Here is a 19,217-nt window from a genome sequence, read left to right as displayed (position 1 = left end):
ACGCGCGGGGACACGCAGCGAAGCGGTCAGGGTGGTGCTGGTGGGGGACGGATCGCCCGTGGGCCTGGGTTTCGCCGTGGACGTGGACGCGCCCGCCGATCTGGCTCACGACGAGACGCGCGCGGACGCCCTCGTCACGATCCGCGCCCGCCCGGCGGGCGGGCCGGCCGTGCAGGCGGAGGCCGCCGAGATCCTCATCATGGACCGGTCGCTGTCCATGGCCGGGCGGGGCAAGCTGGACGAGGCGAAGCGGGCGGTGTGCGCGGCCGTCGACACCCTGCGCGACGGCACACTCCTCGGGATCGTCGCGGGCAACCACCGGGCCGAGGTGGTGTTCCCGCCCGAGGGCGGACTCGCCCGGGTCGACGCCGCCGCGCGGGACACGGCCAAGGCCCTGGTGGCGGGCCAGATCGCCGAGGGCGGCACGGCGATCGGGCAGTGGCTGGCGTGCGCCGGGCGCCTGTTCGCGTCGGCGGCCGGCCCCGGCACCGTCCGGCACGCGGTGCTCTACACGGACGGCAAGGACGAGCACGAGGCGCCCGAGGAGCTCGGCGCCGTCCTGGAGGCGTGCACCGACCGGTTCGTGTGCGACGCGCGCGGCCTCGGCGACGACTGGAACTACGCGGAACTGCTGCGGATCACCGAGGCGTTGCACGGCGGCGCCGAGGCGGTGGTCACGGTCTCCGACCTCACCGGCGACTTCACTCGGCTGATGCGGCAGGCGCAGCGCATCGCCGTGGCCCGGGTGTATCTGGGCCTGCGGCTCAACGGCCGGTTCCGGCTGGACTTCCTGCGCCAGACGCGGCCCGTGGAGGCGGAGCTGACGGCGCGCCAGCACCGGGACGACGAGATCCATGTCCCGCTGGGCTCGTGGTCTCCGGACGAGGCCCGGCAGTACCAGGTGTCGCTGCGGTTCGACCCGGCGTCCCTGACCGTCGACGAGAACCTGCGTGCGGCGCGTCTCACCGTGCAGGCGGAGGGCGCGGACGGGCGGCGGGCGCCGTGCTCGGACACGGTGCCGATGGTGGTGCGGCGCCGCGCCCTGCCCGCGTTCGGCATCCCGCGGTCGGCGAACCTCACCCGGGTGGAGAACGAGCGGGAGCTCGGCATGGCGATGCGGGCCTGCGCGGACGCACGGCAGCGGGGCGATACGGAGCGGGCCGACCGGGAGTTGCGCCTCGCGATCGGACTCGCCGAGGAGCTGGGGGACGCGGCCCGGCTGCGGCTGCTGCGGGCGGTGGCGGTGACCGGGCCCGACGGGCGGCCGAGGGTGCGCCGTGACGTGTCCCGCGGGCAGATGCAGCGGCTCGGCCTGGAGTCGACCCGGACGGCGGCGTCACCGGCCGACGTGTTCCCGCTGCCGCCCGGTGACGGCTCCCTGGCGGTCTCCTGCCCGCGCTGCGGCACGACGGCGGCGGTGGCGACGGCCCGGTTCTGCGAGCAGTGCGGCCACCGCTTCGGCGACGCGCCGGATTCCGGGGCGCGGCCGGAGGAGCCCGGCCCCGGCGGCCCGCCGCAGGACGCCGCCCCGGACACGTGGCCGCCGGCCGACGCCCGGCCGCCCGCCGGCTCCGCCGACGCCACTCCCCCGCCCGGCGGCCCCGCCGCCCAGCCGTCGCAGGACGCTCCCCCGCCGGGCGGACCGTCCGGCGCCGCTCCCCCGCAGGACGGCCCGTCCGACCCCATTGCGCCGCGGGACGCGGTGCCCGGGGGCGGTCGCCCGGCGGGGCCGACACCGCGGGACGCGTCGTGAGCGGGGACGGCGCGGCCCCGAGGACGGTGCGGGACCGGCTGGTGCGGCGGGTCCGGCGGATGCGGTCGGCGCACGCCACCACCGTGCTGCGCCGGCTGCGGGCCGGGGTCCTGGCGATGGTGCTGGCCACCGCCCTGCTGTACCTGCTGGTGTCGGCGCAGGCCGGGCGGCAGATCGCCGCGGCGAAGCGCACCGAGGCCGCCGTGCACGACCTCGGCGACGCCCGCGCCGAGGCCGCGCAGGCCAACACCGCGCTCGAGAACGCCGCCGACACCGGGGAGGTCGCCCTGATCGGCACCGGGAAGGAGTTCGCCAACGCCACCGCCCGGGTGAACTCCCTCGTCACCTCGGCCGCCCAGGGCAACGCGGAAGGACAGCAGGGCCTCATGCAGATCCAGTTCGTGCAGGGCCAGTTGACGACGTCCGTGCAGCTCGCCGACACCGCCGTCCGCGACTACGACCGCAGTGGCCCCGCGGGTCTGGACGCCGCCCGGTTGGCACTGACGGCCGCCCGCCAGAGCGACCGGGAGACGGGCACCGCGATCCCGTACACCGGCGGGCTGATGACGTCGCTGGCCGATCTGCAGGACCAGCAGCGCGCCGCCCTGCTCCGGCAGCAGAACTCCAACTGGCTGGACCCGGCCCACGTCTGGGCCCTGCTGGTCGGGCCGGCGTTCGTGATGCTCCTGTGCGTGGCGGCCTCGGCCCGGGTGGTCGCCCGTCACTTCCGGCGCCGTGTCGGCCCCTTCCTGCCCGGTGCGCTGCTGGCCACCGCCGCCGTGGGCGCCACCACCGCCGTGCTGTGCCGGCACGCCGCGGAGCACCCGATGAGCCGCACCCCCTTCGCGGCGCCCGCGACCACCGCGGTGGCGCTGCTCCTCCTCACGGCGTCCGGCGTCCTCACCTGGCAGGCCTACCGGCCCCGGCTCGCCGAGTACAGGTTCCCCCGGCCGTGAGGGCGCCCCTCTCCCGCCTCGTCCGCCTCCTCGCCGCGGCGGTGCTGCTGCTGACCGCGTGCGCCTGCGGCGGTGATCGCCGCGACGACAGCGTCACGATCATGGTGCCGTGGTCCGGCGACGAGTTCGCGGCCTTCCACACGGTGGTCAAGTCCTTCGAGAAGGACACCGGCGTCCATGTGAACGTGCAGGTCACCCGGGCGTTGACGCAGCAGCTGGACGCGGCGGTCGGGGCGGGCGCGCCGCCCGACCTCGCGATCCTGCCGAGTGTCGGCGCGATCTCCACGTACGCCGACCGCGACAAGGGACTCAAGCCGCTGCGCGCGGCCGTCGGCGGTTTCCTGCAGCCCTTCCAGGGGCTGACCACGAACGGCGGCACGACGGTGTACGCGCTGCCGGTGAAGGTGGACGTCAAGAGCCTCGTCTGGTTCCGGGCCTCGCTGCCCGGCCGGCCGCGCGACCCGGCCGCGGTGGCGTCGTTCGCCGCGGGACGGCCCGGCCTGTGGTGCCTCGGCCTGGAGTCCGGGCCGACCTCGGGCTGGCCGGGCGCCGACTGGATCGCCGACCTCGTGCTCCAGAACGCCGACGGCGACGGCCCCTACCGGCGGTGGCTGTCGGGCCGCGTGCCGTGGACGAGGGCGGAGTCGGCGTGGCGGGACTGGTGGGGCCTGGTCGGCACCGGTGCGCAGGGCGCGTCCACCAAGGGGTTCGGCGAGGCCGCCCGGGGCATGACCACCCGGCCCCCGCAGTGCTCGCTCGCGCACGGCGCGCTGTCCGCGATGGGCTTCGGCCCCGCCGACGTGCAGGACGGCGCCTACGATTTCGTGCCATCGTCCACCCGGCGGCGTCTCGAGGTCTCGGCGGACTTCGTCGGCAAGTTCACCACCGGCAACCCGAACGCCGACGCCCTCGCCACCTATCTCGCCGGCCGCCGGGCCCAGCAGTCCTGGGTGGACCAGCCGGGCGGCTACGCCTTCTCCGCCAACGCCGAGGTGACCCGGTACCGCAACGGGGGCGTGCAGCAGCGGATCGCCGACCTGCTCCGGCCGCATTCCGGCTACACCCTGTGCTTCGGCGCCGCCGACGCGATGGCGCCGGACATGTCCGCCGCCTTCTACCGGGCGGTCCTCACCTACGTCGGGCAGAAGGGGGCGGACCTGCCGACGCTCCTCGCCGAACTCGACCTGCTCCAGAGGAAGCTGGGGCCGGCCGGGAAATCACCGGTCGGCGCGGACCGGCTCTGCGCCGCCACCTGACGGTGCATCAGGAGGGCATCCGCGCCGCGAGGAGCGCTCCGGCGGCGCGGACGGCTCGTACCAGGTCGTCCGCGGAGGCCGACGGGGGCAGCGCGGCGACGACGCCGTCGACCTCCCGCAGGCCCGCGCGGTCCAGCAGCCGCTTCTCGTTGGTCACCCACTCGCCCCGCGCCGCGAGCACCGCGTGCCCGGCCTGCATCGCGGCGGTGGCGACGGCCCCGGCGACCTCGGTGAGCCGCCCCCCGGGGGCGTGGTAGGCCTCGGCGTACTCCAGGGTCGCGCGCGCCGTGCCGTACCAGCGGTCACGGGCGGTGCGGCGCAGCTCCGGCGGGTAACCGGCCGGCCGGGGCAGCTCCCCGCGCAGCACCCGGTTCAGGGCCTGCTCCGCGACCACCAGGTAGCTGGGGATCCCGGCGAGGTGGAACAGCAGCGGCTCCACCCGGAAGCGTCCCGCCTCCGCCTCCGCCAGCTCGTGCTCGACGACGTCGAGATCCCGGTAGTGCACGTCGACGCGGCGCCCGTCCACGGTCAGCCAGGCCCCGCCGTTGAAGACGCCGCCGCCCCAGCCGCCGACCTCGGAGACCTCTCCGGGCCAGCCGACGGCGCGCAGGTCCTCGGGGTCGAAGTGCCCGCGGTAGTAGACGGCGAGGTCCCAGTCGCTGTCGGGCCGGTGCGTCCCCTCGGCCCGGGAACCGCCCAGGGCGACGGCCCGCACCCCGGGCAGCCCGGCGAGCCGGTCGGCGACGGCGTCGAGGAAGTCCCGGTCGGAGGGATCGAGAGGCACGAGGGAGTCCGGGGGACCGAGGGAACCCGGAGAGTCGGGGGAATCGGTGGAATCGGGGGACGGTGGCACGGGGGCTCCGGAGATCGGCTGCGCGGCGCAGGGAGCCTATGCCCGCACCGCCGGTACCGCCACGGAAATCGGCCCCCCCTGCCGCCCGGGCCCGTCGATCCGTGGTCCCCGGCCTCCTCGCCTCCTCGCGGCCCCTCGGGCCCAGGGGCCGGCCGCAAACAGGGGTGCGCCGGAGCACCCCCATCGCCGATGATCCAGGCAGCCGCCGGCACCGGTACCGGCCCGCCCGAGGAGCCCCGTTGCGTCCAGCCCCGCCCCTCTCCACCCCCTCCGCCCTCCCCGGCCACCCCGCAAGGCCCCGGCGCATCGCCTCGCGGGCGGTGGCCGTATGACGCCGGACGCGGAGGCCCGGGTCGTGCTGCGGCGGGCCGGGGCCCCGGACGCCCGCGCGGCCGCCGACGTCTGGCTGCGGTCCTTCGCCGCCGCGCTGCCCACGGTGGTCCGGCCGCACTCGGACGACGCGGTCCGCGCCTACTTCCGCGACGTGGTCGTACCGGCCCGGGAGACCTGGATCGCCGAGGCCGCCGAAGGGGACGGGATCGTGGGCGTCATGGTGCTCGACGGCACCCTGCTCTCCCAGCTCTACCTGGACCCGCACTGGCGCGGACGGGGTCTCGGCGACCGGTTCGTCCGCCTCGCCCAGGAGCGCAGCCCACACCGGCTGACCCTGTGGACCTTCCAGGTCAACACGCCCGCCCACCGTTTCTACGAGCGGCACGGCTTCGTCGCCGTCGAGCGCACCGACGGCTCCGGGAACGAGGAGCGGGAGCCGGACGTCCGGTACGTGTGGGAGCCCTGATCGCCCGTCAGCCCGGCGCCGCGGGCAGTCCGGCGGCGGCCGCGGCCGCGCTCAGGACCTCCCGGAGCATGGCGGGGGTGAGCCGGCCGGTGAAGGTGTTGCGCTGGCTGACGTGGAAACAGCCGAAGAGGTCCAGCCCCGCTGCGTCCGGGCCGACGGAGTCCGGACCGGCGGAGCCCGGGTCGTCGACGGGCCGTCCGGCGGGGTCCGGCCCGGCCAGGCGGACCCGGGCACCGTGGGCGAAGGCGGGCCGGGGGCGGGGCACCCTCCATCCCGCCGCCGCGAACGCGGGCAGCGCGGCCTGCCAGCCGAACGCCCCGAGGACGACCACGGCCCGCAGGGACGGCCGCAGCAGCACCAGTTCCCGCTCGAACCAGGGCCGGCAGGCGTCCCGTTCCGCGGGGGTGGGCCTGTTGGCCGGGGGCGCGCAGTGCACGGGAGAGGTCACCCGCACTCCGTGCAGCTCCAGTCCGTCGTCCCGGGCGACCGAGTCCGGCTGCGAGGCGAGTCCCACGTCGTACAGCGCCCGGTACAGCACATCGCCGGAACGGTCGCCGGTGAACATGCGGCCGGTGCGGTTGCCGCCGTGCGCGGCCGGCGCGAGCCCGACGATCAGCAGCCGGGCGTCCGGCGGGCCGAAGCCGGGCACCGGGCGGCCCCAGTACGTCCAGTCGGCGAACGCGGGCCGCCTGGTGCGGGCGACCTCCTCGCGCCAGGCGACCAGGCGCGGGCAGGCCCGGCACCGCGCGATCCGCCGGTCGAGCGCGGCGAGGCTGCTCCGGTCCATGCCTTCACGGTAGGCCCCACCGCACGGCCGAGCGGCCCGGCCGTCGGCCCGGGGCCGGACGCAGGACCGGCCCGGCCCGGGGGCGGGCGAACGTCCGGGTGGCCCGGCGCCGCCGGGTGGCCCGGGGGACATGGGCGAACAGCCGGGTGGCCAGTGGCCGATGGACGTCGGCCGCCGGCCGTCGGCCGGGCGGGAAAATCGTCCGGCGCCGAGGGCAGGGGCGGCTAGGCTCGACGGCATGGCTCGGGAGAACGACACGGACAGGACGCCACCGAACCCCGCAGGGACGGAGGAGGGCTCCCCCGGCGGCTCGCCGTCCGCCGCAGCGCCCGCCGCGCAGCCCGTGGACCCGAAGGTCGCCGCTGCCGTCGCCGCGGCGGAGGCGGCCGGTCCGGGGAGCGGCGAGAGCGTGCGGGTCGACAGCTGGATCTGGGCCGTGCGCCTGGTCAAGACCCGGTCCGTCGGTGCCACGGCCTGCCGCGGCGGGCACGTCCGGGTGAACGGTGAGCGGGTGAAGCCCGCCCACAGCGTGCGCGTCGGCGACGAGGTGCGGCTGCGGCACGAGGGCCGCGAGCGGGTCGTCGTGGTCACGCGGCTGATCCGCAAGCGGGTCGGCGCCCCCGTCGCCGCCCAGTGCTACGTCGACAACTCCCCGCCGCCCCCGCCCCGCGAGGCCGTCGCCCCCTTCGGCATCCGCGACCGCGGCGCGGGCCGCCCCACCAAGCGGGACCGCCGCGACATGGAGCGCCTGCGCAGCCTGCGGAGCATGAACCTCACGGGCGGCAGGCGCGGCGACGGCCCCGCGGACGGCGAGGACGGCGAGGACGCCGGCCCCGACGGGCACCGACCGCAGTGAGACCCGGCCGCCCCGGGGTCCAGCCCCGGCGGGCGCGGTCCCGGGCGGCCCTTGGTGACGGCCCTCGTCAGGAGTACGTTGGCGAGCGGGAGTGGTGACGGGCCATGCGTACCGGCAGTGAACCGAGGACCGCGCGGAGTGCGCTGCGGGCCCGGTTCTGGCTGAGCATATGGGGCCTGACCTGGTCCCTCTTCGGCACGGCGATCTTCGCGCTGGTCGGCAGGCCCGGCTGGGCGGCCGCCTGCGGGGTGCTGTCGCTGGTGATCGCGGTCGACCTCGCGGTGATCGTGCACCACATCCGGCAGGGGCCGCACTACCAGCCCGGCCGCGACGTCCCGCCGTACTGGCCGCCCGAGCCTCCGCGATCCTGACGACGCCGGAGGGGGGATCGGCGGGGGCAGCGCTCGCTCGAGGCGGCACGGCACCGTCCGGCGTGCCGTCCTCAGGAGTCGAAGCGCGCCCTCTGCAGGTACTCCGGGTTGGGGTCCAGCGCGGCCGCGAGCCGGAAGTGGCGCCTTGCCTGGTCGTGGCGGCCCTGCCGTTCGTAGGTGCGGGCGAGGGCGAAGTGGGCGAAGGCGTTGTCCGGCTCCCGCTCCAGGACGATGGTGAACTCCAGCTCCGCGGGCCGCAGTTGCGCGGCGGCGAAGAAGGCACGCGCACGCAGCAGCCGGGCCGCCGTGTTCTCCGGATGGGCGGCGACGACGCCGTCGAGCAGCTTCACCGCGCCTCGCGGATCCCGCGCGGCGAGCAGCTGCTCGGCGGCACGGAAGTCGATGACATGCGTCTCCGGTGTGGGTCCGGTCGAACCGCTGGTGTCGGGCACGGCAGAGTCCTTCCCTTGCTGGAGGGCTTCAACGCCCCGCCGGGGTCACGCTATTCCTGCACGTCCCCGCGCGGCGGGTCCCCCTGCGGCGCGGCCGCCCGGCGTACGAGTTCGTCCCACACCTCCCGTACCCGCTCCCGCAGCCGCTCCAGCGGCACGTCGTTGTCGATGACGAGGTCGGCGATCGCGCGGCGCTCCTCCCGTGTCGCCTGGGCGGCCATGCGGGCGCGGGCGTCCTCCTCGGACATGCCGCGCAGCCGGACCAGCCGGTCGAGCTGGGTCGCGGGGGCCGCGTCGACCACGATCACCACGTCGTACAGCGGGGCGAGGCCGTTCTCGGCGAGGAGCGGGACGTCGTGCACGACGACGGCGTCCTCGGCGGCCGCCGACTCCAGCTCGCGGGACCGGGCGCCCACGAGGGGGTGCACGATCGCGTTGAGGGCGGCGAGCTTCTCCGGGTCGGCGAACACGATGGAGCCCAGCCTGGGGCGGTCCAGGGCGCCGTCCGGGGTGAGCACCTCGCTGCCGAAGGCCTCGGCCACGGCCGCGAGGCCCGGCGTGCCCGGCGCGACGACCTCGCGCGCGATGCGGTCGGCGTCGATCAGTACGGCCCCGTGCTCGACGAGCAGCCGTGACACCTCACTCTTGCCGGCGCCGATGCCGCCGGTCAGACCCACCTTCAGCATGATCGGAAGCTTAGGCCCTCGCCCCTGAGGCGTGCCCGGCGGGCCCGGCGGTCGGGCTGCCTCGCCCGGCGTGCGGGTGCGGCCCCGTGCGCCCGGCGGGCCCGCGGGCTCAGCCCTCGCCCTCCCGCTCGGCCAGGAACCGCTCGAACTCGCGGCCGATCTCGTCCGCGGAGGGGAGGTCGGCGGGCTCGGCGAGCATGTTGCCCCGGGTGTCCGCGCCCGCGGCGGCGTCGTACTGGTGCTCCAGGCCCTGGACTAGGGCGGTGAGCTCCTCGTCGCCCTCGCGGATCTGCCGCTCGATCTCCGTCTGCGTGCGGTGGGCGTCGGTGCGCAGCGAGTGGGCGATGCCCGGGAGGACCAGGCCGGTGGCGGAGGTGATGGCCTCCAGCACGGTCAGCGCGGCGTCCGGGTACGGGGAGCGGGCGATGTAGTGCGGGACGTGCGCGGCGACCCCCAGGACGTCGTGCCCGGCCTCCGTCAGGCGGTACTCCAGCAGCGCCTCCACGCTGCCGGGCACCTGCGCCTCCTCGAAGGGGCTGCGGTGGCCCGGGACGAGCTCGCTGCGGTTGCCGTGGGGGGTCAGGCCGACGGGACGGGTGTGCGGGACGCCCATGGGGATGCCGTGGAAGTTGACCGAGAGGCGCACGCCGAGCCGCTGCACGATCTGCCGTACGGCCGCGGTGAAGCGCTCCCACTCCACGTCGGGCTCGGGCCCGGACAGCAGCAGGAACGGCGCGCCGGTGGCGTCCTGGACGAGGCGCACCTCGATGGCGGGCTCCTCGTAGTCGGTCCACCGGTCGCGCTTGAAGGTCAGCAGCGGCCGGCGGGCGCGGTAGTCCACGAGCCGGTCGTGGTGGAAGCGGGCCACGACCTGGTGGGGCATCGCGTCGAGCACCCGGTCGACGATCTGGTCGCCGGTCTCCCCCGCGTCGATGTATCCGTCGAAGTGGTAGAGCATGACGAGGCCGGCCGACTCCTGTGCGAGCGCCGTGTCGACGACGGCCAGGCCCTTCGGTTCCCATGCGTACAAACCCTGCGGATCAAGCACTGTGACCGCTCCTCCTTGTGTTCGTACCGGTCAACACCCCTGGGAGCGGCGGCATTCCCGCGGCGGCCCGGGGCCGGCGCGGGCCGCACGCGGCGGACCGTGGACGTCCTGTCGTGCACCGTGCGGGGTGCGGGCACGGCGGAGGCCCGCAACCCCGGGTGGGGGTGCGGGCCTCCGTCGGCGACTACCGCGCAGCGGCGAGCGTCAGCTCTGGCCGCCGGCGAGCTTCTCGCGCAGGGCAGCCAGCGCCTCGTCCGACGCCAGGGCGCCGGAGTTGTCGCCGCCCTCGGAGGAGTACGAACCGCCGGACGCGGCCGGAGCGGCGGTCTCGCCACCCTCGGCGGCGGCAGCGGCGTCCGCCTCGCGGGACTTGATGACCTGCTGCTGGTGCTGCTCGAAGCGGGTCTGCGCGTCGGCGTACTGACGCTCCCACTCCTCGCGCTGCTTCTCGTAGCCCTCGAGCCAGTCGTTGGTCTCGGGGTCGAAGCCCTCGGGGTAGATGTAGTTGCCCTGGTCGTCGTAGGACGCGGCCATGCCGTACAGGGTCGGGTCGAACTCGACCGAGGCCGGGTCGGCACCGAAGGCCTCGTTGGCCTGCTTCAGCGAGAGGCTGATGCGGCGGCGCTCGAGGTCGATGTCGATGACCTTGACGAAGATCTCGTCGTTGACCTGGACGACCTGCTCCGGGATCTCCACGTGGCGCTCGGCCAGCTCGGAGATGTGGACCAGACCCTCGATGCCCTCGTCGACGCGGACGAACGCACCGAACGGAACGAGCTTCGTGACCTTGCCCGGGACGACCTGACCGATCTGGTGGGTCCGGGCGAACTGCTGCCACGGGTCCTCCTGCGTCGCCTTCAGCGACAGGGAGACACGCTCGCGGTCCATGTCCACGTCGAGGACCTCGACGGTGACTTCCTGGCCGACCTCGACAACCTCGGACGGGTGGTCGATGTGCTTCCAGGACAGCTCGGAGACGTGCACCAGGCCGTCGACGCCACCCAGGTCCACGAAGGCACCGAAGTTGACGATGGAGGACACGACGCCGGAGCGGACCTGACCCTTCTGCAGGGTCGTGAGGAACGTCTGGCGGACCTCGGACTGGGTCTGCTCGAGCCAGGCACGGCGGGACAGGACCACGTTGTTGCGGTTCTTGTCCAGCTCGATGATCTTGGCCTCGAGCTCCTTGCCCACGTACGGCTGGAGGTCGCGGACACGACGCATCTCGACGAGGGAGGCCGGCAGGAAGCCACGGAGGCCGATGTCGAGGATGAGACCACCCTTGACGACCTCGATGACGGTACCGGTGACGATGCCGTCCTCTTCCTTGATCTTCTCGATCGTGCCCCAGGCACGCTCGTACTGAGCGCGCTTCTTGGACAGGATCAGACGGCCTTCCTTGTCCTCCTTCTGGAGAACCAGGGCCTCGATCTCGTCACCGACGGCGACGACCTCGTTGGGGTCGACGTCGTGCTTGATGGAGAGCTCGCGGCTCGGGATGACGCCTTCGGTCTTGTAACCGATGTCGAGCAGGACCTCGTCCCGGTCGACCTTCACGATGACGCCGTCGACGATGTCGCCGTCGTTGAAGTACTTGATCGTCTCGTCGATCGCGGCGAGGAAGGCTTCCTCGTTACCGATGTCGTTGACCGCAACCTGCGGGGTGGTGGCGGTGGTCTCGGTGCTGCTCGTCATGTGGGAAAGGGCTCCGGTACGGACATTGAAGTCGTAGGTACTGCTTACGCCGGGAGCCCGTTTCGCTCTGCAGAAGCCGGACAGCCAAGGAAGCGCCACGCACGGACACCAGGTGTCCTGTGGCGCCTCGAGAACCGAGGGGACATACAACAGATGCGAGCGCAGCCTGCTACGTCTGAGGTGCGCAGGCCCGCAGCGCAACTTGTAGCATACGGGCGCAGCCGGACAGGGTCAATGCGCGAACGCGCACACCCGGGGCGATCCTCGCAAATCCGGCACAAAACTCTGTCTCCCGAGGCCACACGCACCCCGGGTCGCCCCCGTCGGCGACGTCCGCGGCCCGGCCGGACCGGAGAGCCCGCACATTAATACGAGGGAGCCCGTCATCCAAGAGCCCGACGCATTCGAGCCGGAAGCCACCCGCCGCGAGGCCGGTGCCACGGAGAGCTCCCGGGCCAACCGGGGCTGGTGGGACCGCAACGCCGACGACTACCAGGTCGAGCACGGCACCTTCCTCGGCGACGACCGCTTCGTGTGGGGCCCCGAGGGCCTCGACGAGGTGGAGGCCGAGCTGCTCGGCCCGCCCGAGGACCTCAAGGGCAGGGACGTGCTGGAGATCGGTGCCGGCGCGGCCCAGTGCGCGCGCTGGCTGGCCGCGCAGGGGGCGCGGCCGGTCGCCCTGGACCTGTCGCACCGCCAGCTCCAGCACGCGGTGCGCATCGGCGGGTCGTTCCCGCTGGTGTGCGCCGACGCGGGCGCGCTGCCGTTCGCGGACGGCTCCTTCGACCTGGTGTGCTCGGCGTACGGGGCGCTGCCGTTCGTCGCCGACCCGCGGCTGGTGCTGCGCGACGTGCACCGGGTGCTGCGGCCGGGGGGCCGCCTGGTCTTCTCGGTGACGCACCCGATCCGGTGGGCCTTCCCCGACGAGCCGGGCCCGGAGGGGCTGACGGTGTCGGCCTCGTACTTCGACCGGACGCCGTACGTCGAGCAGGGCGACGACGGGCGGGCGGTGTACGTGGAGCACCACCGGACCCTCGGCGACCGGGTCCGCGACGTGGTGGCCTGCGGGTTCCGCCTGGTGGACCTGGTCGAGCCGGAGTGGCCGGCGTGGAACACCTCGGAGTGGGGCGGCTGGTCCCCGCTGCGCGGGAACCTGATCCCGGGGACGGCCGTCTTCGTGTGCGAGAGGGACTGAAACCACCGGGCGGGCGCGCCGCGGGCGGCCGTGCGGGCGATGCACGTGCGTGGCACCGCGCGGACGGAAACCCGCGGCGCGTGCGCGCCGCCGCCCCGTCAGGCCCGGTGCGGCCGCACCGGGCCTGACGGGCACCCGGGACGGAGCGGGCCTGCCGTACCTGACGGGGGCCGCCACGGGCCGCACGCACCCGCGGGACCGGGCGGGGCTGCTGCGGGCGGTGCGGGCCCGGCGGTCCGACGCGGGCCGCCGTGGACGGTGCGACACGTTCGGCCCGGGCGGGTTGGTCGTGGGCCGTGCCCGTGCGCCGGGTCGCGGAGCGTGCACGCCCGGCGGGGGACACCGGACGGCGGCCGGTGCGCCCGGCGTGCCGGGTGGGCGGCGTACGACACTGGGGGCGTGATCCGCTACGACGCCCTGGACCTGCTGCCCGTGCGCGGTGCCCTGCCCGCCCTGCGCGACGCCCTCGACGGCCACGGCACCGCCGTGCTCGTCGCGCCGCCCGGTACCGGGAAGACGACGCTGGTCCCGCTCGCGCTGGCGGGCCTGCTCGGCGACGGCCCGGAGCGCCGGGTGGTCGTGGCGGAGCCGCGGCGCATCGCGGCCCGGGCGGCCGCCCGGCGGATGGCGTGGCTGCTGGGCGAGCAGGTGGGCCGGAGCGTCGGCTTCACCGTGCGCGGCGAACGCGTCGTGGGACGACGCGCGCGCGTGGAGGTGGTCACCACCGGCGTGCTGCTGCAACGGCTGCAGCGGGACCCGGAGCTGGCCGGGGTCGACGTGGTGGTGCTGGACGAGTGCCACGAGCGGCATCTGGACGCCGACACGGCGGCCGCGTTCCTGTGGGACGTGCGGGAGACGCTGCGGCCCGGGCTGCGCCTGCTGGCCGCGTCGGCGACGACCGATGCGCAGGGGTGGGCGGGGTTGCTGGGCGGCGCGCCCGTGGTCGAGGCGGCGGGGGCCGCGCACCCGGTCGAGGTGGTGTGGGCGCCGCCGGCGCGTCCGGTCCGGCCGCCGCACGGGATGCGGGTGGATCCGGCGCTGACGGCGCACGTGGCGTCCGTGGTGCGGCGGGCGCTGGCCGAGCGCGACGGGGACGTGCTGTGCTTCCTGCCGGGCGTCGGGGAGATCGCGCGGGTGGCGGGGCAGCTCGGTGACACCCGCGGCGTGGAGGTGCTCCAGGTGCACGGGCGGGCGCCCGCGGCGGTCCAGGACGCCGTGCTGTCGCCCGCGGCGCACCGCCGGGTGGTGCTGGCCACGGCGGTGGCCGAGTCGTCGCTGACGGTCCCCGGTGTGCGGGTGGTGGTGGACAGCGGGCTGGCCCGGGAGCCGCGGGTGGACCATGCGCGGGGGCTGAGCGCGCTGACGACGGTGCGGGCCTCTCAGGCCGCGGGCCGCCAGCGGGCGGGCCGTGCCGGACGGGAGGCGCCCGGCACGGTGTACCGCTGCTGGCCGGAGGCGGAGGACGGGCGGCTGCCGCGCTTCCCGGCGCCGGAGATCAAGGTGGCCGATCTGACGGCGTTCGCCCTCCAGGCGGCGTGCTGGGGCGATCCGGACGCGTCCGGGCTGGCGCTGCTGGACCCGCCGCCGGCCGGGGCGATGGCGGCGGCCCGGGAGGTCCTCGCGGCCGTGGGCGCGGTGGACGCCGCAGGGCGGGCCACGGACCGCGGCGCCCGGCTGGCGCGGCTCGGGGTGCACCCCCGGCTGGGGCGGGCCCTGCTGGACGCGGCGCCGGTGGTCGGGGCCGAGCGGGCGGCCGAGGTCGTGGCCCTGCTCGGGGAGGAGGCTCCCCGGGAGTACGGCGACGACCTCGCGGCGGCGCTGCGGCGGGCCCGGCGCGGAGGGGATGCGTATGCGCGGCGCTGGGCGGCGGAGGTGCGGCGGCTGCGGTCGTCGGCGGGGGACGCGGCGGAGCCGGAGGGTCCGGCGACCGGGGGCGGGACCGGTACCGCCACGGGCGGGGCCGGTGGGGCCCGTGCGGCCGGAGCCCGGCCCGGAGTGACCGGGGGCGGCCCGGCCGGTGACGAGGCGGTGGCGGGGCTGGTCGCCGGGTTGGCGTTCCCGGAGCGGATCGCCCGGCTCGACGGCGGGTCGTATCTGATGGTGTCCGGGACCCGCGCCGAGATCGCGGAGGGGTCCCCGCTGCGTGGGGCGCCCTGGCTCGCGGTCGCCGTGGCGGACCGGCCGCTGGGCCGGGGGCACGCGCGCGTGCAGCTCGGCGCGGTGGTGGACGAGGACGTCGCGCGGCGCGCGGCCGGGGCGCTGCTCGGCACGCGCGACGAGGTGCGCTGGGGCGACGGCGACGTGGTGGCGCGGCGTGTCGAACGCCTGGGGGCGGTCGAACTGGACGCGCGCCCCCTCAGCGACCCCGAACCCGGGCGGGTCCGCGGGGCGTTGCTCGACGGGCTGCGGCGGGAGGGGCCGGGTCTGCTGCGGTGGTCCCCGGACGCCGGGGTCCTGCGGCAGCGGCTGGCCTTCCTGCACCTGCACCTCGGGCGGCCCTGGCCCGACGTCGGCGACGACGCGCTGCTGGCGCGCGCGGAGGAGTGGCTGGAGCCCGAGCTGGGGCGGGCCCGGCGGCGGGCGGACCTGGGCCGGATCGACGCGGGGCAGGCGCTGGCGCGGCTGCTGCCGTGGGCGTCCGGCGAGGCCGCCCGGCTGGACGAACTCGCGCCGGAGCGGCTGGCCGTGCCCAGCGGGTCCCGGATCCGGGTCGACTACGCGCACCCCGAGCAGCCGGTGCTCGCGGTGAAGCTCCAGGAGATGTTCGGCCTGGACGCCTCGCCGGTCCTGGCCGGTGTGCCGGTGCTGGTGCACCTCCTGTCCCCGGCCGGGCGGCCCGCCGCCGTCACCGCCGACCTCGCCTCGTTCTGGCGGGACGGCTACCGGGCGGTGCGGGCCGAGCTGCGCGGGCGGTATCCGAAGCACCCGTGGCCCGAGGACCCGGCGGGCGCGGAGCCGACCCGGCACACCAGCGCGCGGCTCCGCCGCTGACGGCTCCCGACCCGGGGCCGGCGCCGGGGCGGGATCCCGGGCCGGCGCCGGACGGCGGCTACGCGGAGGGGCTGGGTGAGGGGCTGGTGGACGGTTGACCGGACGGGGCGCCCGACGGGTCGCCGGAGGAGTCGGCCGGCGCGACCTTCAGCTCCACGGTCACCGTCGCGCCGCCCGCACTCCGGAGGCGGAGCAGGAAGGTGCCGGTGGTGTCGTCGGCGTACAGCTTCGGCAGCGTCAGCAGGCCCTTGGCGTCGGTCTCCAGGTCCTTCAGGGTGCGTACGGGCTTGCCGTCGGCGTCCTTGAAGTAGGGGCCCTCGGTGTTCTCGGTGGGGTCGTCGGCCGAGGTGATCAGGGTGGCGGTGACCGCGACCCTGTCGGCGGCGGCGCCCTTGTAGGTCGCGCGGACCTGGATCTGCTCGGCGAACTCCCCGCCCGGGGCGCAGGTCGGCGTGGTGTCGTCGGTGCGGGCGAGGGCGTCGGCGAGGCGCTCGGTGACGGTGGCGGTGTAGTCGAGGGCGGAGACCGTGCGGCCCACGACGACGGCGCGGACGGTGAAGTCGCCCGTCTTCTCGCCCGCTTGGAGTGCGGGCGCGACGGCCACGCCCTTGGAGTCGGTGACGACGGTGGCGGCCTTCTCCCCGCCCGCGAAGGCGGCGTCGGTGTCGCCGGTGACGGTGAACCGGATCCTGACCTTGGCGACGGCCTTGCCCGCCTTGGTCTCGGCGCGGGTGCCGATCCGCTGCGCGAAGGAGTGGCCGGCCATGGCGGTGAGCCCGGCGGTGTCCGTGCTCCTGAGGTGGTCCACGGTGTCGGTGGGGGTGGGCGGCGCGGACGGTGTCGTCGGCGTGGTGGGCTTCGTCGGCGTGGACGGCGTGGACGGCGTGGCCGTGGTGCCGCCGTGCGGCTGGGCGGGCGTGCCGGGCCTCCCGGGCCGCGGGGCGTGTCCGGACGCGTTCGGCGACGGCGTCGGGCCTGCGCCGGGCGTGTCGTCGCTGCGGCCGGAGGGCAGGGAGCCGGTGCCGTCCGGGACGCTGTGGGTGCCGTTGCGGTAGAACTGCAGCCACGACAGGACGGTGCTGAGGTAGTCCTGCGAGGCGTTGTAGCTGAGGATGGCGCGCTTGACGTCGGCGTCGACGGACAGGTCCCAGCCGTTGCGGCACAGGTAGTGGCCGGCGGCGAGGGCGGCGTCGTAGACGTTGTTCGGGTCGCTCCTGCCGTCGCCGTTTCCGTCGCGGCCCGCCCAGGCCCAGGTGGACGGGATGAACTGCATCGGGCCGATCGCGCGGTCGTAGCGGCTGTCGCCGTCGTAGGCGCCGTGGTCGGTGTCGCTGATGTGGGCGAAGCCGTTGCCGTCGAGGACCGGGCCGAGGATCGGGGCGAGGGTGGTGCCGGAGGCGTCGACGCGGCCGCCGCGGGCCTGGCCCGACTCGACCTGGCCGATGGCGGCGAGGAGTTGCCAGGGCAGGCGGCAGTCCGGCTTGGACGTCCGCAGCTCGGCCTCGGCCTTCTTGTAGGCGTCGAGCACGGTGGCGGGTATGCCGGCCTGCTCCGGGCCGTGGCCGGCGAGGGGGCCGGCGGTGGGGCCGGCGGTGGGCGCGGGGTCGGGGCTGTGCAGCGGCGGCAGGTCCGTGTAGTAGGGCGAGTTGCCGGTCGCCCCACCGCCGGAGGCGGGATCGGGAGAGGGCGTGGCGTCGGCCGCGGTGTGTCTGCCGCTGTCCGGGACCGGGACGTCCGGGGCCTGGGAGGCGGACAGGGCCGCGACCGCTGCCGCGGCCACGGCTGTGGTCGCCGCTCCCTTGCGCAGCCTCCTGCCGAAATGCGCCGCCATAGAGTGAACCCCTCCCGTGGACGCCCGAGCGTCCGTCCGTGTCCGTCTGTCCGCCCTGGTGTGACGGTCGAGCCGTGGTTCTGGTTGCCCTGGTGGAACCGTCCCGGTGTCCCGTCCTCGCCCGCACGTGTGCTGTGCATCCGTTCGACCGCGCCGGAGGACGGAACGGCCCAGGCGACCCTACGACAACTTCCTTTGTACCGGGACCCGTTCGTGCCCGTTTTTCACCGGTTGGCCATGTGCTGTTGTCCGGGCCGCCGTCCGGGCGGCTCGCGCATACGGGAACAGCGGCGGTCCGCCGTCCCGGTCCGCGCCGCCGACTTCCCCCGCGAGGAGCCCTGTTGCCGTTCACGCTCAGTCATGCGGCGGCCGTGCTGCCGGCGGCACGCGACGACGGGTCCGGGCGGGGGCGGCTGGTGCCGGCGGTGCTCGTGGCCGGGTCCTTCGCCCCCGACGCGACCTCCTACGCGGCGAGCGCCGTGCCGGGGGCGATGGAGTTCGGCAGCGTCACGCACTCCTTCACCGGCGCGTTCACCGTCGACGTGCTCGTCGCCCGGCTGCCGGTGGCGCTGTGGCTCGTGGTGCGGGAACCGCTGGTGGCCCTGCTGCCCCTCCGACGGCAGCCGCGGCTGGCGGCACTGACCCGGTGCGGAGCGCCCCGCGCGCGGCCGTGTCCCGCGACGGCGCTGCGCTGGTACGTCCCGGCGGCGCTGGGCGCGCTGACGCACGTGGTGTGGGACGCGTTCACGCATCTCGACCGGTGGGGCATGAGCCTGTTCCCGGTGCTGGGCCGCCCTCTCGCGGGCACACCGTTGTACCGGTACCTCCAGTACGGCGGTTCCGCGGCGGCCGCGGTGGTGATCGTTTCGTTCGTGGTGCGTGCGCCGCCCCGGGCGCCGGCGGGCGCCCGGGGCGGGGGATCCCGTGGCTGTCGGGCCGGGAGCGGTGACGGGCCGGGGCGGTGGTCTGCGGCGGTGCGGCGGCCGGGGCCGGGCAGCGGGTGCTGGGGCAGTGGGCGGCCGGGGTGCCGGCGACGCCCGGGGACGTGGTCCCGGTGGTGTGCTTCGGCGCGGGGACGGGGCTGACGGCCGGGGTGCTGCTGTATGCGGCGGCGGTCAGGCGGTGGCGTCCGGCTCCGGTCCCCGGCCCTTCCGCCGTCGCGGCCGCCGGGCCCGGGACGCCTGCTGCCGGGACGGGTGCGGGGCCGCTGCGGCGGATCCGCCGCTGACGGCGGGGGCCGCGACGACGAACACGGTGACGGTGCCGGCGGGGCCGACGGGGCCGGGCCGGGGCAGCCGGGTGAGGAGCAGTGCGCCGTAGCCGCGGGCGACGTCCGCCCACAGCCGCCAGGGGGGTGGTGTCCGGCCGGGGGCGGCGGGGACGAGCCGGCGGCGCAGGGCGGCCGTCGTGCGCCGCAGGGTCGCGGCGAGGTCGGTGGGGATGCGGGCCGTGCTTGCGTCTTCCGAGACGGCCGGGAGCGAGGGAAGCGGCGCGGCGGGGACCGTGCCGACCACTGCCCGGGTCACCGTCGGGCGGTGATTGAGCATGCGTATACCCATGCCCGCATCCTGGCGGGCGGCGGGGGCGGCTGCGTCTCTGCGGGGGCCACGTGAGTGACACGGCGACGGCCCGGCCCGGGGCCGCCCGGCTCCGCACGCACCGCCGCTCCGGCCCCGCCCCGCCCCGGC

16 protein-coding genes and 1 pseudogene are annotated in these 19,217 nt (G+C 76.0%); 9 read left to right on the top strand and 8 right to left on the bottom strand.

Annotated features, from left to right (window positions below; all coding sequences use genetic code 11):
• Nucleotides 1-40 precede the first annotated feature (40 nt).
• The 3 genes from P3H78_RS25750 to P3H78_RS25740 are packed head-to-tail and all read left to right on the top strand — an operon-like array spanning nucleotide 41 to nucleotide 3,965.
• Nucleotides 41-1,753, top strand: coding sequence for a VWA domain-containing protein (locus P3H78_RS25750; RefSeq protein WP_276111539.1), 1,713 nt, complete (start codon nucleotides 41-43; stop codon nucleotides 1,751-1,753).
• Nucleotides 1,750-2,709, top strand: a complete 960-nt coding sequence (locus P3H78_RS25745) for a hypothetical protein (protein WP_276111538.1) — start codon at nucleotides 1,750-1,752, stop codon at nucleotides 2,707-2,709. The genes P3H78_RS25750 and P3H78_RS25745 overlap by 4 nt, the downstream gene beginning before the upstream one ends.
• A complete protein-coding gene (locus P3H78_RS25740; RefSeq protein WP_276111537.1) occupies nucleotides 2,706-3,965 on the top strand; it encodes a type 2 periplasmic-binding domain-containing protein in 1,260 nt (419 codons plus the stop codon). The genes P3H78_RS25745 and P3H78_RS25740 overlap by 4 nt, the downstream gene beginning before the upstream one ends.
• A gap of 7 nt (nucleotides 3,966-3,972) precedes the next feature.
• On the opposite strand, the gene P3H78_RS25735 is transcribed toward P3H78_RS25740, so the two are convergent.
• The gene (locus P3H78_RS25735; RefSeq protein ID WP_276111536.1) at nucleotides 3,973-4,749 is read right to left on the bottom strand and encodes a nucleotidyltransferase domain-containing protein; all 777 of its coding nucleotides are present in this window, start codon (nucleotides 4,747-4,749) and stop codon (nucleotides 3,973-3,975) included.
• 397 nt (nucleotides 4,750-5,146) lie between these two features.
• Between P3H78_RS25735 and P3H78_RS25730 the strand changes: the two genes are divergently transcribed.
• Nucleotides 5,147-5,617, top strand: coding sequence for a GNAT family N-acetyltransferase (locus tag P3H78_RS25730; protein WP_276111535.1), 471 nt, complete (start codon nucleotides 5,147-5,149; stop codon nucleotides 5,615-5,617).
• Nucleotides 5,618-5,624: 7 nt separating this feature from the next.
• Here P3H78_RS25730 and P3H78_RS25725 read toward each other — a convergent pair whose 3' ends face one another.
• Nucleotides 5,625-6,404, bottom strand: a complete 780-nt coding sequence (locus tag P3H78_RS25725; RefSeq protein WP_276111534.1) for a uracil-DNA glycosylase — start codon at nucleotides 6,402-6,404, stop codon at nucleotides 5,625-5,627.
• Between the two features lie 238 nt (nucleotides 6,405-6,642).
• Between P3H78_RS25725 and P3H78_RS25720 the strand changes: the two genes are divergently transcribed.
• Both P3H78_RS25720 and P3H78_RS25715 read left to right on the top strand, forming a co-directional pair.
• The gene (locus P3H78_RS25720) at nucleotides 6,643-7,260 is read left to right on the top strand and encodes an RNA-binding S4 domain-containing protein (protein ID WP_276111533.1); all 618 of its coding nucleotides are present in this window, start codon (nucleotides 6,643-6,645) and stop codon (nucleotides 7,258-7,260) included.
• Nucleotides 7,261-7,364: 104 nt separating this feature from the next.
• The gene (locus P3H78_RS25715) at nucleotides 7,365-7,631 is read left to right on the top strand and encodes a DUF6343 family protein (protein ID WP_276111532.1); all 267 of its coding nucleotides are present in this window, start codon (nucleotides 7,365-7,367) and stop codon (nucleotides 7,629-7,631) included.
• Between the two features lie 71 nt (nucleotides 7,632-7,702).
• Here the strand turns inward: P3H78_RS25715 and P3H78_RS25710 are convergent, their stop codons facing one another.
• From P3H78_RS25710 to rpsA, 4 genes are all read right to left on the bottom strand, one after another.
• Entirely contained in the window at nucleotides 7,703-8,083 is a 381-nt protein-coding gene (locus P3H78_RS25710; protein ID WP_276111531.1) for a tetratricopeptide repeat protein, read from the bottom strand.
• Nucleotides 8,084-8,133: 50 nt separating this feature from the next.
• Complete coding sequence (gene coaE / locus P3H78_RS25705) at nucleotides 8,134-8,769, bottom strand: dephospho-CoA kinase (RefSeq protein WP_276111530.1); 636 nt, start codon at nucleotides 8,767-8,769, stop codon at nucleotides 8,134-8,136.
• Nucleotides 8,770-8,878: 109 nt separating this feature from the next.
• Nucleotides 8,879-9,817 (bottom strand): PAC2 family protein, encoded by a 939-nt coding sequence (locus P3H78_RS25700; RefSeq protein ID WP_276111529.1) that lies wholly within the window; start codon nucleotides 9,815-9,817, stop codon nucleotides 8,879-8,881.
• Nucleotides 9,818-10,021: 204 nt separating this feature from the next.
• The gene (gene rpsA / locus P3H78_RS25695; protein ID WP_276111528.1) at nucleotides 10,022-11,512 is read right to left on the bottom strand and encodes a 30S ribosomal protein S1; all 1,491 of its coding nucleotides are present in this window, start codon (nucleotides 11,510-11,512) and stop codon (nucleotides 10,022-10,024) included.
• A 364-nt stretch (nucleotides 11,513-11,876) separates the two neighbouring features.
• Between rpsA and P3H78_RS25690 the strand changes: the two genes are divergently transcribed.
• Both P3H78_RS25690 and hrpB read left to right on the top strand, forming a co-directional pair.
• Nucleotides 11,877-12,707: a class I SAM-dependent methyltransferase gene (locus tag P3H78_RS25690; RefSeq protein ID WP_276111601.1), complete on the top strand. Its 831-nt coding sequence runs from the start codon at nucleotides 11,877-11,879 to the stop codon at nucleotides 12,705-12,707.
• Between the two features lie 399 nt (nucleotides 12,708-13,106).
• Nucleotides 13,107-15,698 carry an ATP-dependent helicase HrpB gene (gene hrpB / locus P3H78_RS25685; RefSeq protein ID WP_276111527.1) on the top strand — a complete coding sequence of 864 codons (2,592 nt, stop codon included), beginning with the start codon at nucleotides 13,107-13,109 and terminating at the stop codon, nucleotides 15,696-15,698.
• A gap of 58 nt (nucleotides 15,699-15,756) precedes the next feature.
• Here the strand turns inward: hrpB and P3H78_RS25680 are convergent, their stop codons facing one another.
• Nucleotides 15,757-17,529 carry a lytic transglycosylase domain-containing protein gene (locus P3H78_RS25680; protein ID WP_276111526.1) on the bottom strand — a complete coding sequence of 591 codons (1,773 nt, stop codon included), beginning with the start codon at nucleotides 17,527-17,529 and terminating at the stop codon, nucleotides 15,757-15,759.
• Nucleotides 17,530-17,870: 341 nt separating this feature from the next.
• On the opposite strand from P3H78_RS25680, the pseudogene P3H78_RS25675 reads away from it, so the two are divergent.
• Nucleotides 17,871-18,757, top strand: a pseudogene (locus tag P3H78_RS25675) (DUF4184 family protein).
• On the opposite strand, the gene P3H78_RS25670 reads toward P3H78_RS25675, so the two are convergent.
• Complete coding sequence (locus P3H78_RS25670; protein WP_276111525.1) at nucleotides 18,645-19,088, bottom strand: hypothetical protein; 444 nt, start codon at nucleotides 19,086-19,088, stop codon at nucleotides 18,645-18,647. The pseudogene P3H78_RS25675 and the gene P3H78_RS25670 overlap by 113 nt on opposite strands.
• Nucleotides 19,089-19,217 lie beyond the last annotated feature (129 nt).

Source organism: Streptomyces tropicalis (assembly GCF_029269835.1).
GTDB classification, from domain to species: domain Bacteria; phylum Actinomycetota; class Actinomycetes; order Streptomycetales; family Streptomycetaceae; genus Streptomyces; species Streptomyces tropicalis.
The sequence above is the reverse complement of the archived record's forward strand: the minus strand, read 5'-3'. Positions and strand labels throughout refer to the sequence as shown.

Bases quoted from the DNA above. Each gene is read 5' to 3' on its own strand.
- P3H78_RS25730 (WP_276111535.1), top strand. From the start codon at position 5,147: ATGACGCCGGACGCGGAGGCCCGGGTCGTGCTGCGGCGGGCCGGGGCC.
- P3H78_RS25725 (WP_276111534.1), bottom strand. From the start codon at position 6,404: ATGGACCGGAGCAGCCTCGCCGCGCTCGACCGGCGGATCGCGCGGTGC.
- P3H78_RS25720 (WP_276111533.1), top strand. From the start codon at position 6,643: ATGGCTCGGGAGAACGACACGGACAGGACGCCACCGAACCCCGCAGGG.
- P3H78_RS25715 (WP_276111532.1), top strand. From the start codon at position 7,365: ATGCGTACCGGCAGTGAACCGAGGACCGCGCGGAGTGCGCTGCGGGCC.
- coaE (WP_276111530.1), bottom strand. From the start codon at position 8,769: ATGCTGAAGGTGGGTCTGACCGGCGGCATCGGCGCCGGCAAGAGTGAG.
- rpsA (WP_276111528.1), bottom strand. From the start codon at position 11,512: ATGACGAGCAGCACCGAGACCACCGCCACCACCCCGCAGGTTGCGGTC.
- P3H78_RS25680 (WP_276111526.1), bottom strand. From the start codon at position 17,529: ATGGCGGCGCATTTCGGCAGGAGGCTGCGCAAGGGAGCGGCGACCACA.
- P3H78_RS25670 (WP_276111525.1), bottom strand. From the start codon at position 19,088: ATGGGTATACGCATGCTCAATCACCGCCCGACGGTGACCCGGGCAGTG.